General features: G+C 30.1%; 11 protein-coding genes. All 11 read left to right on the forward strand.

What is annotated here, in order from left to right:
* Positions 1 to 3 precede the first annotated feature (3 nt).
* The 11 genes from walK (at position 4) to JX000_RS00155 (ending at position 14,541) form a co-directional block, all read left to right on the forward strand.
* On the forward strand, positions 4 to 1,830 hold the full coding sequence (gene walK / locus JX000_RS00105; RefSeq protein WP_002451566.1) for a cell wall metabolism sensor histidine kinase WalK: 1,827 nt from the start codon (positions 4 to 6) through the stop codon (positions 1,828 to 1,830).
* Entirely contained in the window at positions 1,823 to 3,160 is a 1,338-nt protein-coding gene (yycH, locus tag JX000_RS00110) for a two-component system activity regulator YycH (RefSeq protein ID WP_206140740.1), read from the forward strand. The genes walK and yycH overlap by 8 nt, the downstream gene beginning before the upstream one ends.
* On the forward strand, positions 3,161 to 3,943 hold the full coding sequence (locus tag JX000_RS00115; RefSeq protein ID WP_145506204.1) for a two-component system regulatory protein YycI: 783 nt from the start codon (positions 3,161 to 3,163) through the stop codon (positions 3,941 to 3,943).
* Between the two features lie 999 nt (positions 3,944 to 4,942).
* Complete coding sequence (locus JX000_RS00120; RefSeq protein WP_015364556.1) at positions 4,943 to 5,743, forward strand: MBL fold metallo-hydrolase; 801 nt, start codon at positions 4,943 to 4,945, stop codon at positions 5,741 to 5,743.
* A 366-nt stretch (positions 5,744 to 6,109) separates the two neighbouring features.
* Entirely contained in the window at positions 6,110 to 6,589 is a 480-nt protein-coding gene (rlmH, locus tag JX000_RS00125) for a 23S rRNA (pseudouridine(1915)-N(3))-methyltransferase RlmH (RefSeq protein ID WP_145506207.1), read from the forward strand.
* Between the two features lie 182 nt (positions 6,590 to 6,771).
* A complete protein-coding gene (locus JX000_RS00130) occupies positions 6,772 to 7,392 on the forward strand; it encodes a hypothetical protein (RefSeq protein ID WP_145506210.1) in 621 nt (206 codons plus the stop codon).
* An 89-nt stretch (positions 7,393 to 7,481) separates the two neighbouring features.
* Positions 7,482 to 9,677: a sigma factor-like helix-turn-helix DNA-binding protein gene (locus JX000_RS00135; protein WP_206140741.1), complete on the forward strand. Its 2,196-nt coding sequence runs from the start codon at positions 7,482 to 7,484 to the stop codon at positions 9,675 to 9,677.
* Positions 9,678 to 9,793: 116 nt separating this feature from the next.
* Entirely contained in the window at positions 9,794 to 11,578 is a 1,785-nt protein-coding gene (locus JX000_RS00140; RefSeq protein WP_206140742.1) for a DEAD/DEAH box helicase family protein, read from the forward strand.
* A 268-nt stretch (positions 11,579 to 11,846) separates the two neighbouring features.
* Complete coding sequence (locus JX000_RS00145) at positions 11,847 to 12,029, forward strand: hypothetical protein (protein WP_075777718.1); 183 nt, start codon at positions 11,847 to 11,849, stop codon at positions 12,027 to 12,029.
* Position 12,030: 1 nt separating this feature from the next.
* A complete protein-coding gene (locus JX000_RS00150; protein ID WP_206140743.1) occupies positions 12,031 to 14,076 on the forward strand; it encodes an AAA family ATPase in 2,046 nt (681 codons plus the stop codon).
* A complete protein-coding gene (locus tag JX000_RS00155) occupies positions 14,077 to 14,541 on the forward strand; it encodes a hypothetical protein (RefSeq protein WP_107546872.1) in 465 nt (154 codons plus the stop codon).
* Positions 14,542 to 14,636 lie beyond the last annotated feature (95 nt).

The following is a 14,636-nucleotide window of genomic DNA, read 5'->3' on the forward strand; positions in this document are numbered from 1 at the left end:
TGAATGAAGTGGCTAAAACAACTCCAATCCCTTCACACGAAACTGGTCATTGTCTATGTCTTACTGATTATTATTGGTATGCAAATTATTGGTCTCTATTTTACTAATAGTTTGGAAAAGGAATTACTCGATAATTTTAAAAAGAACATTACACAATATGCGAAACAATTAGATGTAAGCATTGAAAAAGTATATAACGAAAAAGGTTCGGTCAACGCTCAAAAGGACATACAAAATCTTTTGAGCGAGTATGCCAACCGTCAAGAAATTGGTGAAATCCGCTTTATAGACAAAGACCAAATTATTATGGCAACAACTAAGCAGTCTAACCGCGATTTAATCAATCAAAAAGCCAACGATAGTTCTGTTCAAAAGGCATTATCACTTGGTCAAAGTAACAACCATATGGTGTTAAAAGACTATGGTAATGGTAAGGAACGGGTTTGGGTTTATAACATACCAGTTAAAGTTGATAAACAAACGATAGGTAATATTTACATAGAATCGAAAATCAATGATGTATATAACCAACTTAACAATATTAACCAAATCTTTATCGTAGGTACTGCTATTTCATTATTTATTACTGTGATACTCGGGTTCTTCATTGCGCGAACCATTACCAAACCTATTACCGACATGCGTAACCAGACGGTCGAGATGTCTAAAGGTAACTATACGCAACGTGTTAAAATCTATGGTAATGACGAAATCGGTGAACTCGCACTTGCATTCAATAATTTATCCAAGAGGGTACAAGAAGCACAAGCGAATACTGAAAGTGAGAAACGTCGTTTAGACTCTGTTATCACACATATGAGTGATGGTATCTTAGCGACAGATAGACGTGGACGTGTCCGTATTGCCAACGATATGGCACTTAAAATGCTAGGCATGGCTAAAGAAGACCTTATCGGTTATTACATGCTAAGTGTATTGAATTTAGAAGAAGAATTTTCATTAGATGAAATTCAAGAAAATAATGACAGCTTCTTATTAGATATTAATGAAGAAGAAGGCATCATTGCGCGTGTAAACTTCAGTACGATTGTTCAAGAAACAGGCTTTGTGACAGGTTACATTGCCGTATTACATGATGTAACAGAACAACAACAAGTAGAACGTGAACGTCGTGAATTCGTAGCTAACGTATCACACGAATTACGTACACCATTAACTTCTATGAACAGTTATATTGAGGCGCTTGAAGAAGGCGCTTGGAAAGATGATAACTTAGCACCACAATTCTTATCCGTAACACGTGAAGAAACAGAACGTATGATTCGACTTGTTAACGACTTACTTCAATTATCTAAAATGGATAATGAATCAGATCAAATTACCAAAGAAATTGTCGACTTTAACATGTTTATTAATAAGATTATTAACCGACATGAAATGGCTGCTAAAGACACAACATTTGTCCGTGAAATTCCACAACAAACGATTTTCGCTGAAATAGACCCTGATAAGATGACGCAAGTATTTGATAACGTCATTACTAATGCAATGAAGTATTCTCGTGGTGATAAACGCGTCGAGTTCCACGTGAAACAAAATGCACTTTACAATAGAATGACAATTCGTATTAAAGATAATGGTATCGGTATCCCTATTAATAAAGTAGATAAAATTTTCGATAGATTCTACCGTGTCGATAAAGCACGTACACGTAAAATGGGTGGTACAGGTCTTGGACTAGCCATCTCAAAAGAAATTGTTGAAGCACATAACGGTCGTATTTGGGCCAATAGTGTGGAAGGCCAAGGTACATCTATCTTCATAACACTACCATGCGAAATCATTGAAGACGGTGATTGGGATGAATAGTAAAGAACACATCAAAACGATTATCCTCGTCTTACTCGTGCTAATGAGTATCGTCTTAACTTATATGGTTTGGAATTTCTCGCCTGATTTATCTAATGCAGATAGTACACCGGAGAATAAGAGGGACAACACTAAACCCATTAGTAAACCGGGAACGGCTAAAATGGATAGTACCATCACACCGTTTCAAATTATTCATTCTAATGGTGAGAAAACAGAAGGTATGCCCGCAACAGGACATGCTATTTCAAAAATAATTAGTCCTTTAAAAGATAAAGATATTGTTTCAGTACAACATTTAAAACGAAATCACAATTTAATTATTCCAGAACTGAGTGATAATTTTATCGTTCTTGATTTTACGTATGATCTACCGTTATCAACATATTTAAGCCAAGTTTTAGATATTGATGCAAAAACACCGCGTCATTTTAACTTTAATCGACTACTAATAGATCAAGACCACGAAGGACGTGTCGTATTATATGCAATTAGTAAAGATAGACATCAAGTCGTTAAAATGAAGACATCCGTTAAAGGTCAAGATGTTAATCAATCATTAACTAATCTGAAACCAGATATGGAGAAATATACTGAAATCATTACTAATAAAGAAACAATTGATAAAGCCACACACATTTTTGCACCTAAAAAGCCAAAAGATATTAAGACATATCGTATGGTATTCAATATTATTAACGTTGAAAAAATGAATTCCGTATTATTCAATGATTCAACGATTGTGAGAAGTGCACAAAGTGGTGTGACAACTTACAACAATAATAAAGGTGTAGCCAATTACAATGATAAGAGTGAGAAATACCATTATAGAAACTTATCAGAAGATGAGAAGAGTTCAACCAACATGGAAGATACTATTGGTGGGACATTCGAATTCCTCAATGCTCACGGTGGTTTCTTAGGCGAAGACTACCGTCTGTTTAGTACAGATAATATGAGTGGTGAATTAACATATCAACGCTTCTTAAACGGTTACCCTACGTTTAATAAACAAGATTTAAATGAGATTCAAGTCACTTGGGGTGAAAAAGGCGTCTTTGATTATCGACGCTCATTACTAAGAACTGATGTAATTTTGAATAGTGGTGATAAAAAGTCACTTGAAAGTGCTGAATCTGTTCGTTCAGGACTTGCTAACAATAGTAATATCGACTTCGAGCGTGTGACTAACATCGCGGTAGGTTATGATATGGATGATCGACCTAACAATGATGATATCGAAGTGCAACGCAATAGTGAGTTTACACCTCGTTGGTATGTCGAATATGACGGTAAGTGGTATGCGTATAAAGATGGGGGGCTAGAATAAATGAACTGGAAATTGACCAAGACCTTATTCATTTTCGTATTTATTCTTGTAAACATCTTCCTCGTCGTGATTTATATTGATAAAGTAAATAAATCACAAATTAATGAAGCGGAAAGCGATAATCGCGTAAACTTCCAACAAGAAGAAATTAAAGTCCCTGAAGACGTCTTGAACAAAGATGTGAAAGATACGCAGATGCAACAAATCACAGCAGAATCTAAAGATTTCTCAAGTTATGCCAAAGAACGTTCAAGCTTGAGCGCATCGGAATCAGGAAAGTTACTTGATGGCGATATCGGTAGTACCGTTAACGTCAGTGATAAAAACCTTAAAGATATTAAGAATTACATGAAAGACAATGTTTATAAAGGTAAATATTATCAATTGAGTAAACTTGGTTCAGATACAATGACTTTCGAGCAAACCTATCAAGGTTATCCGATTATGAATAATAGTAGAGCTAGACTTAGCTTCAATATAGATAATGGCAAAGCAACAAGCTACAAACAGACAATGATGGACAACACTAAAGGATCAAACAGTAGTAAAAACCAAGTCATAGGCCCGAGAAAGGCTATAGAAGCTTTATATTACAACCGTTACCTCAAACGTCATGATGAAGTGATAGACGCACGTTTAGGCTACTATTCAGTCGTTAAAGAAACAAACGTGCAACTACTACAACCTAACTGGGAAATCAAAGTCAAACACAACGGCAAAGACAGCACACAAACCTATTACGTCGAAGCCACAAGCACTAATCCAAAAGTAATAGACAAGTAAAAGGTCTGTAGAAAAGCGTTTAGAGTTTGAGCAGAATCGAAACGGCGAGCAAAATTGTTTTTCAAATTTTGTCGAGCTGTGAGTACTTCTGCCGATAACTCTGCTTTTCGAAAGCCGTCAATTATAGAATTATTATGATTAGTCTTGCTCCGGTAAGGTTGACTAGAAAAGAAAAAAGCTTGATACATTAGACCGTCTTTGTAATTTATTACTTAGACGGTTTTATGCATGAACTTTAGTTCATGTATACCTCTAAAGCTTAATTTGAACACATGAGTCAATACGCATGTGTAAGTCATTCTAATTTCTATAAGAAAAAGAATGACTTTACAGTCAACTACTGCCTAATTTTGAATGTAACTTGAAATATATTGATATCCTAGCTTGGAACCCTCAAAAGTAATACTTCGTATTGTATGACTTCGCATTCTTAGGGTACAGTTTCAGCGAGAAATACTGCACAGATAAATCTGTGAAGATTTTTAAGATCTTTAACTAGTACTGTTCCCTCAGGAGTCTTCGCCATAAATACTTCTTATTAATATATAAGTTTAACTGTCTACAAAGTTTCGTAATTTGTAGACAGTTTTTATATGTTTACTTGTATTTTGAACTAGTGTGAAATTAAATAAATAATCTAGCTGAAAACTTTAATTTAGCAATATACCAGTAGTTTAAAAAACGGAGTATTGGCAGATTAATATAAGAATTGGTATAGTATAATATAAGCTATTTTAAGAACGGGAGGGAGTGGGACAGAAATAACATTTTATTAAAATTTATTTCGTTGTCTCACCCCGGCAAGGTTGACTAGAATTGAAAAACTTGATACAGGTATAATTCAATTCAGTCAACTACTGACAATACAAAATGATAGCCTGAAACATTTGTTTATGTCTCCGGCTCAAAAAGTTAATTACTAACTAAAAGAATAATAGAAAAATGATACGGAAGGCACTCTTACGTCACTAAGAGGGATGAGTGCTTCAATTAGAAAGGATGAGCCGCTTGATACGCATGAGTGTATTAGCAAGTGGTAGTACTGGTAATGCCACATTTGTTGAAAATGAAAAAGGAAGTATCCTTGTCGATGTAGGCCTAACGGGTAAGAAGATGGAAGAACTCTTTGGCCAAATCGACCGAAATATTAAAGATTTAAACGGTATATTAGTGACTCATGAACATATTGATCATATTAAAGGTCTAGGAGTCTTAGCACGTAAATATAACTTGCCTATATATGCGAATGAAAAGACATGGCAAGCAATTGAGAAGAAAGATAGCCGTATTCCAATGGATCAGAAATTTATTTTTAATCCGTATGAAACGCAATCAATTGCTGGGTTTGATATTGAGTCATTTAACGTATCACATGATGCGATAGATCCACAATTTTATATTTTCCATAATGATCATAAGAAATTTACGATTTTAACTGATACAGGTTACGTGTCAGATAGAATGAAAGGTATGATTCGTGGTAGTGATGCCTTTATCTTTGAGAGTAATCATGATGTGGATATGTTACGTATGTGTCGTTACCCTTGGAAGACGAAACAACGTATTTTAGGAGATATGGGGCACGTATCTAATGAAGATGCAGGTTTAGCAATGACAGATGTGATTACCGGTAATACCAAACGTATCTATCTATCACATTTATCTCAAGATAATAATATGAAAGATTTAGCGCGTATGAGTGTAGGACAAGTGTTAAACCAGCATGATATAGATACTGAAAAGGAAGTATTACTATGTGATACGGATAAAGCACAAGCAACACCTATTTATACTTTATAATGACATTTTAGACGGGAGTGAGACGGAAAGTCTCGCTCTTTTTTTTATACTATTTCTGTGGAAAAGTGGTAGAAGTAAGTCTTAAAAGTCATATTTATAGGGGATAACTTGATAAAAATAATTAAGACTATCGGGAAGTTATCCACTGAATTGTTCATAGTTACCCACAACTGTGTACAATACACACAGAAATACCCACATTGTACACATACTTATCCACAAAATAACAGGTTATTCCACATGTTTTGTGCATAAATCATAAAAATTTATAAAAAATACGAGGGGAAACTGATACAATAAGAGGGAATAGTGTTAACAAGTTGATAACTTGTGGATAACTCTAACAAGTACATCTCGGAGGATATTATGAAAATTACAATTCTGTCAGTTGGAAAACTTAAAGAAAAATACTGGAAACAAGCAATCGCTGAATATGAAAAGCGATTAGGTGCATATACCAAAATTGAAATGATAGAAGTGCCAGATGAAAAAGCACCAGAAAATATGAGTGACAAAGAAATTGAACAAATTAAAGAAAAAGAAGGCCAACGTCTATTAGCTAAAATCAAACCACAAGCAACTGTGATTACCTTAGAAATTGAAGGTAAAATGTTGTCATCAGAAGACCTCGCTAAAGAACTCAACCAACGCATGACACAAGGCCAAAGCGACTTTGTATTTGTGATAGGCGGATCCAACGGCCTACATCAAGACGTCTTACAACGCAGCAATTACGCCCTATCATTCAGCAAGATGACCTTCCCACACCAAATGATGCGCGTCGTGTTGATAGAACAAGTATATCGAGCATTTAAGATAATGCGGGGCGAAGCGTATCATAAGTGATAAGGTTTTTTCATTCATTACATAAAATGAAAGTTTCACATTAATATATGTAGAAATATATTACACAGTGTATTACTATAAATTTATAGTTTAAATTATATGATTTAAAACATTATATAAAATATAAATAGGTTTTTAAAAGGGGAGTGTAGATTATATTTTATTTTCCTGATTATTTTGATTTGGATGAAGTTAAAAAACATAGTTTCTATATGTCTAGGTACTTCAACGATAATGTAATAGAAAATATGAGAGACCTATATAAACAAGACAAAAATATGTTTAATCAATTTCGTAAAGAATTACATATTAGAGGTATCGGGTTTAAGAAAGAATTACAAAATAATTTTTTTAAAGGTATAGAATACAGCGTATATCCTTATATTAAAATTAATGATAATAAAGATAGATACAAATCTTTTCCTTTCGAACTTTTTGGGTTAACACAAATAGTGACTGATTTAAAAATAGATTCAGATAAATTTTTTAATTATGTGCCAGTTAATGGTTTTGATAAATTTATAATGCCCGAGCGAAAAGAGTTATTTATCTCGAAATTAAAAGAATACGGGTTTGAATTATTTTATAAGCAAGAGGAAGTTATTGAAAAAAGGGTATATAACGAACTTGATATATCTAATTATGTTCCTTATCAATTATTTTCTCACTTTATTAAATATTGTAATAGAAAAGACTATACCATTAATGAGATTGATGAGGCATTAGTAGAATATAAAAATGCAAAAGGTACTAGAAAGAAAACATGGGAAAAACTATACAAATACTGCGTTGAAAAAAATTAGCAAAAAATTGTAGTAGTATAAAATATAATTTTCATAATAAAGAATTAGATGGACTATTAAGTTATTATAATAAGAGCTATTTGAAGTTTATGGATACATATTTTAGTGAAGATAATTTATTATCGAAAAGACCTTATGTATATGGACAAACTGTAATATGGGATATTTTTGAAAATTATAATGTATCAAACGAACATTATTTATTTAATCTTAATCATAAGTTGGCAGAATTAAAAAATCATGTCAATTATATATATATTAAGGATATTCCTATTTCTGATATTATAAATTTTTATGAGTTATCAAATATATTTTTAAATGAAAGAAGATTGGTAAACGAGTTAGGAATAGAACTTTATGATAAAGCTATTATCAAAATATTTTTAGATTTTATGGAGACATTACCTGATTTAACAAAAATTAAGAATGAGATTTTAAAATCGTTATCTGAAAGAGAATTTAAAGTACTTAGAAATAGACATAAAGGTAAAACTTTAGCAGAAATAGCTAAAGAAATTAATGTTACAAGAGAAAGAGTAAGACAAATAGAATCAAAAGCTAAACGTAATCTGAAAGATTCTAGCGAATTGAACAAAATGATAAATTTTGTTTTATTTAAATTCAGAAATAAATCTATTATTCAAATTTCACAAATTATAAAATACTTAAATATAGAATTAGAATATTGCTTTATAATTGCTATTTTATTAGAAGGAAACTCGATATATCTAGTAAAAAATGAATATATGCTATTGATTTCACATAAATTATATAAAAATATGAGGAATGAAATAGAATGGCATATTTCAAATGGCAGTGTGGTAATACCTTTGAGTGAATTAGAATATTTACATGAAGAAAACATGGAATTCGCTACAAAATGGTTGAATGAATTTAATTATAAATTAGTTAATAATAAATTTGTTCAATCTAATATATCAATAGTAGCTGCATTAGAGTACATTATGTATTCGAACAAAGATAAAATATTTATTAATAATGATGAAGGGTATAAAACTTTGAAATATCAAATCGAGACTTTATTTGATAAGGAAATTAATTCTAATCCCAGAGCGCTATTCTCAAGAGTAGCTGATGCTAAAAATGTTATTTTAATAGATAGAAATGCTTATAAATATGAAGATTTTGAAGATATCGATGGTGAGTTTTTGGTTGCAATCAAACAACTTGTAAATGAAGAACTTAACCAAGGTAAATATGCAGATCCTAGATTAATTTATAAGAATAATCCAAAATTAATGCAAGACAACAATGTTTATTCTTATTCACATTTGTATTCTATAATCAAAAATTTTTACTCTGAAGACTTTAAGGTTGGTCATCAAAACACACTTTATGTTTATGCAAAAGATTCTAATAATTTAACTGCAGAAGATATTTTAAACGATTATCTAAGAGAAAATTCACCTGCAAAAATTGAAGAAGTAATAAAAGATCTAAAATGGAAGAAGATCAAATTAGAACAAATGATTCCTAGGCTCGATGATGTCATAATAAATGGTAACCAAGAAATTATTCAAATTAGTGGAATTGAGGAAGAAATACAATATCAAGCACTACATAATTTAGTGAACAATGAAATAGAAAAAGGATATATAATTACTGCTGACTTGTATACGACAGTAGCTTTTGATGATAAGTTATCTGTATTGATAAATAAATATAATATTAATGATCTTCATAGTTTTGCGCAATTTATAAAATCTAAGTTCATGTTTATGCATGGTCATTCCCAATTCTTATATAGTAAGTATTCCGAATATAGAAATATCGAAGACATTATAGTATTTAAACTACCTAAGTTCACTACTTTTAAAAAATTACGTGATTTTATTTTTGAAAAAGGATATTCTGAACAGCGGTATTACAAAGCTAAAGATATATTAATAGAAACAAATAAAATTGTTCCATATAATAATGACTTTTTTCTTAATCTTGAAAAATTTGATTTTCCATTAAATGTTGAAAGGAAAATATTAGAAATACTTAAACTCAAATTCGAAGATAAAATATACATCAGTAAGTTACAACTTCAAGATATAGATATAGAACTTAATGATTCACTTATGGTTACTCCTGAAATCATAGCTAACGTCGCAAAAGCGAATGGTTATCATTTACTTGATGCTTATTATGGATCAACCTATGAATTACCAATTATCACAGTAAAAAAATTTAATTCTTATGCTGAATTTGTATATAAAATTATTAAAGAAGATTTTAAAGATATATATATAATGAAGAAAATTTATTATTATTTTTAAAAAGTTATGGATTAGTTCATCAAAACTCAGATCAAATATATTTTACACTTAAAGAAAGTGATTATTTTACTTTTGATAATCTTGGTTTTTTTTACTTAAATGAAAGAGGTGAATAAATGTTCGATAGTTTAGAGTTCAAATTACAATATAGGTCAAGTCATGATAATTTATTTGAACATTTTTATAAACCTTGTTTAAATAATGCAATTAAATATGATAGAGCTTCAGGGTATTTTACGAGTGAAAGTTTGAAATTATTAGCCGAGGGTTTAGATATATTTTTACATAATGATGGTCAAATTAGAATTGTAGCTAATCCTAAATTATCTCAAGAAGATATTGAGGCTATTGAAAAAGGTTATGCTGCAAGAGAGAGTGTAATCGAAAGACGTTTATTAAAAGAAATTGAATTAAGTTATAAATCAATTGAAGATGACACACTTAATGTTTTATCTTGGCTAATTTATCGAGGACAATTAGATATTAAAATTGCATTTACTACTAATGGCTCAATATATCACGAAAAATTTGGGATTTTTACTGATCAAAATAATAATTCAATTGCATTTTCAGGTTCCGCTAATGAAACATATAATGGATTAAGTCAAAATTTTGAAAAAATAGATGTCTATTCAAATAAACAAGATAAACATAGAATTGATAACGCAATAATGGATTTTGAAAAATTATGGTCAAATGAAACTAATGAATTAAAAGTAATAAATTTGCCAGAAACTATAAGAAAAAAAATGATTGAATACAAATCTTTAGTACCACCGCCTGCCTTAAAAGATAAGGGGTTAGAAGAAAATGAAAGAAGAATTGAACCTAGAAAATATCAAAAAGAAGCAATCAATAGCTGGAAGAAAGCGGGATACAAAGGGATATTAGAAATGGCTACGGGAACAGGTAAAACCATAACCAGTCTATTAGCTGCAAAAGATTATAATGAAAAAGTGAAAAACTGTGTGACTGTTATTGTTGTACCATTTCAACATTTAGTGAACCAATGGATAAAAGATATTGATTTTATTTTAGGAACAGAGGTAGTTAGATGTATGGGATCTCAATCTTCATGGATAAACAGAGTGAGAGAAATGGTTCAAGAATATAATTTGGGGCTTGTTGATCAATTTGTAGTTGTGACGACTTATAAAACTGCAACTTCCTCATATTTTAAAAATTTATTTAGAAAATTGAATAAACCAGCAATGCTAATTACAGACGAATGTCACTACATCACTTTTAAAGGATTTAAAGATTTCCCATTTGAGAAATTCAATGCTCGACTAGGTTTATCAGCAACACCAGACCGTTGGTGGGATGAAGCAGGAACTACTTATATGAAAAAATCAGTCGGTGAAGTAGTCTATGAATATACTTTAGATCAAGCTATTATTAATGAAAAATTAACAAAATATGATTATTATCCGCACCTTGTCGAATTTAATGAATCAGAAATGGTGGAATATAATAAAATTACACAACTAATTATTAATAATTTGAATAAAAAAGATAAAGATGAGGTTGATGCGAGAGAAAAATTAGAATCTTTATATAGAAAAAGATCTAATTTAATAAATAAAGCTAATAATAAGATAAATGTTTTCTTGCAAGATTTTAAAACTGAGGATCTTACAAAAATATCTCATACACTGGTTTATTGTGCTCCTGGAGATATAGATATGATTGTCAAATCAATTTCAGACTTAGGTGTAAAAGTTTCTAAATTTAATTCTGATGTTAAAAACAAGGATAGAGAAAAGTTGCTAACTATGTTTGAACAAGAACAAATACAAGTTTTAGTTGCTATTAAATGTTTGGATGAGGGCGTAGATGTGCCTGCAACTAAAACAGCATATTTTTTAGCAAGTACATCTAACCCGAGAGAATTTGTATAAAGAAGGGGACGAATTCTTAGAAAATATAAAGGAAAAACTTTTGCGGTAATACATGATTATATTGTATTGCCAATTGGGTTAACTTATGATGATTTTTATAAAATTGCAATAAAAGAATTACCTAGATTTTCTGAATTTAATGATAGTGCTATAAATACAACACAGAATAAAATAGAGATGAGTAAAATATTAGAAGATTATAATCTAACTCCCCTGATGTATAAAAAGCCATGGGATGTATATAAAGAAATGAAGGAGTTGTTTGATAATGACAGCATTAAATAATGAATTAAGTAAAAGATTATCAAATTTGGACGAGGAGTATGAAATATTATTAAGACCATTACTTAACGACTTAGCAAGTGCGAATACAAGTACAGAAGAAACATTAGCAAAAGATAAGTTCAAAAAACAATTAAGCGAATTTATTAAAGAAAGAGGTGAACAATGATATGAAACTTATTAAAATGGATTTAGAAAATTTTAGACAATACTATGGTAAGCAGTCTATTGAATTTGCATATCAAGATAAGCAAAACACTACTATTTTATTTGGGGAAAATGGTAAAGGAAAGACAGGTATATATAGAGCTATTATGTTTGTTTTATTTGGTTCAAAGAAAATTTCTCAAGATACAGCTAATGAAACTATACATTTGACGAACTTTAAGGTTATCGATGATGCTGCGGGTACATCTCAGTCTTCTGTTACCTTAAAATTTGAGCATGAAAATAATGTTTATGAAATCAAAAGAGTAATGAAAGCTACAAAATGGTCTTCAAATTTAATTCAAGAACAAGAAGGTGATGTCAGTCTTCTTGAAATTGATGCAAAAACAGGGAACGTTAAACCTAATGCTTTAACGGATAAACAAGAAATCAATATAAAAATAAATAAAATAATTAATGAAGATATTAAAGATTTCTTTTTATTTGACGCTGAAAAAATAGACACAATAGCAAAAGCAGATTCTAACGTGAGAAAAGAAGTTAGAAGTGCAATATTTAGTTTACTACAATTAGATAAAATTGAAACAGCTAAAACATTTGTGAAGGATATTAGCAAAGTTGTTCGTCATCGCTTATCTGAAAGTATGAAAGATGGTAATGCAAACCAAATATCAAAAAAAATGAGTGATATCGATTTAGAGTCAGAAGAAATCAAAGGTTTGTTAGTTAAACTAGATGAAGATAAACAAGTGATGGATGAAATGATCGCAAAGCATTCATTAACATTAGAAAAAAATAAGCATATTGTTGAAATTAAAGATAGAATCAAAGAAAAAGAAGAGCAAATTGAAATATTACAAACTCAATTAGAAAATAATAAGGCACAACTAAGTCGTAGTTTATTTGAGTCAGGACCGTCTTTATTAGTAGAAGGTTTTCTAGATGAAAATAAAAATTATTTTGATAATTTTCTAGGCGATAATAAAGTAAGTATACCTAAAGAAATATTAAATTTATCATTGCTAAATGATAAATGTATCGTGTGTGACAACGATTTAAAAGAACATGAACAAAATAAGAAATACATAGAGTCTTTACTAGAAACATATAAACACTCTGAGTCTTATGAACTAGCTAGAAATTTATTGAAAGAAGCTCAAGATTGTCTAGATGATCATAAAAAAAGTGAACAAGATTTTAATAACAATTTAAAGAGTTATAAAAACTTGAGTAACCAAATTTCAAAAGAAGTAGATGTTATTAGGGATTTAAAAGATGATATTGCTAACTCAGCGAAAAATTCTGTGGATTTAGCAGATATTCAAAGCATGATAGAACAAGAGGAAACAAAAAAAGAAAACATCATTAGAGAAATTGCGCTTAAAGAAAATAAACTTGAAGAATTAGATGTAGAAAAAGAAAAACTTGAAAAACAATATCAAGAACTTATGAAAAAGAAAAGTAGAAATGTATTTGATCAATCACAGTTACAAATATTGGTAACTCTGGAACATGAATTAAAAGATATTTCAAAAACATTTAGTGAGGATGTAAGAATCTTACTAGGTAGGTATACTTCTGAAATTTTCAAAAAATTAATTGATAAAAAAGATATCGATGTTATTAGTAACGTTGAAATAGATGCAAATTTTCAAATTGTTGCTCTTAATAATAATGGATATAAAATTACTCAAGATATTTCACAAGGACAGAGACAGATACTTTCTCTTTCTTTTATAACTGCATTAGCTAAATTAGCAGTTAGAGAAGGTTCTGTTGATAAAATTGACTACCCGCTGTTTATGGACTCTCCTTTTAACCGCTTGAGCGGAATGAACAGAGATAATTTAATTGAAAAAATACCGAACCTAACGGCACAGTGGATACTACTTGTTACTGATACTGAATTAACTCCAAGTGAAGAAAAAGTATTTAAATCCACAATTCGCTTAGGCAGATGGTATAGAATAAACCAAGTAGACGTACATCATTCTGAAATTGAATCTGTAGATTTAAATGAGACAATGTCTACTAGAGGAGGATTATAAATGGGTATATTAAAAGATAATCAAATGATATTTTTTACTGACAGTAAGTATAATGATGTTTTTGATACTTTTAACAAAAAAGAAGCCAAAAATAAAATAGAAATTAAACACTTATATATACTGGCTGCAACATTAGGATTTAAAAATTCAAAACGTGTTCAAGTTTCAAGTAAAGGTAAAGAAACAAGAACTAGTTACTTATCATATAAAGAAGAAGCATTATTACTTAATATGGTCTTTACTGATAGTGAAATAAATTATAATATTGATAAAATTGTAAATTTAAATAATAAAATGAAAGTCAAAAACATAATAGATGAATACGCAAATGGAGGATTAGAACTAATAGTTGAGAGAGGACTACCTCATAGATGGAATGGCGAGTTTCTTGACAATGAAGATGGAAATTTAACATTTGATTTATCAAAATATATACTTTCTGAAATTCAAAATATCCCATTTTAATAATTTTTATTTGAAAATTTTGTATTTAACTTAAAGTATTTTCGAAAATAGTTCTAAATGATTACTGGTTAACTGTAAGGCAATGTTATAATAAT

This window comes from Staphylococcus sp. SB1-57 (assembly GCF_017086425.1).
Taxonomy (GTDB): domain Bacteria; phylum Bacillota; class Bacilli; order Staphylococcales; family Staphylococcaceae; genus Staphylococcus; species Staphylococcus warneri_A.

Excerpts from the sequence above, each read along its gene's own strand:
- walK (WP_002451566.1), top strand. The coding sequence starts at position 4 with ATGAAGTGGCTAAAACAACTCCAATCCCTTCACACGAAACTGGTCATT.
- yycH (WP_206140740.1), top strand. The coding sequence starts at position 1,823 with ATGAATAGTAAAGAACACATCAAAACGATTATCCTCGTCTTACTCGTG.
- JX000_RS00115 (WP_145506204.1), top strand. The coding sequence starts at position 3,161 with ATGAACTGGAAATTGACCAAGACCTTATTCATTTTCGTATTTATTCTT.
- JX000_RS00120 (WP_015364556.1), top strand. The coding sequence starts at position 4,943 with ATGAGCCGCTTGATACGCATGAGTGTATTAGCAAGTGGTAGTACTGGT.
- rlmH (WP_145506207.1), top strand. The coding sequence starts at position 6,110 with ATGAAAATTACAATTCTGTCAGTTGGAAAACTTAAAGAAAAATACTGG.
- JX000_RS00135 (WP_206140741.1), top strand. The coding sequence starts at position 7,482 with ATGGATACATATTTTAGTGAAGATAATTTATTATCGAAAAGACCTTAT.
- JX000_RS00140 (WP_206140742.1), top strand. The coding sequence starts at position 9,794 with ATGTTCGATAGTTTAGAGTTCAAATTACAATATAGGTCAAGTCATGAT.
- JX000_RS00145 (WP_075777718.1), top strand. The coding sequence starts at position 11,847 with ATGACAGCATTAAATAATGAATTAAGTAAAAGATTATCAAATTTGGAC.
- JX000_RS00150 (WP_206140743.1), top strand. The coding sequence starts at position 12,031 with ATGAAACTTATTAAAATGGATTTAGAAAATTTTAGACAATACTATGGT.
- JX000_RS00155 (WP_107546872.1), top strand. The coding sequence starts at position 14,077 with ATGGGTATATTAAAAGATAATCAAATGATATTTTTTACTGACAGTAAG.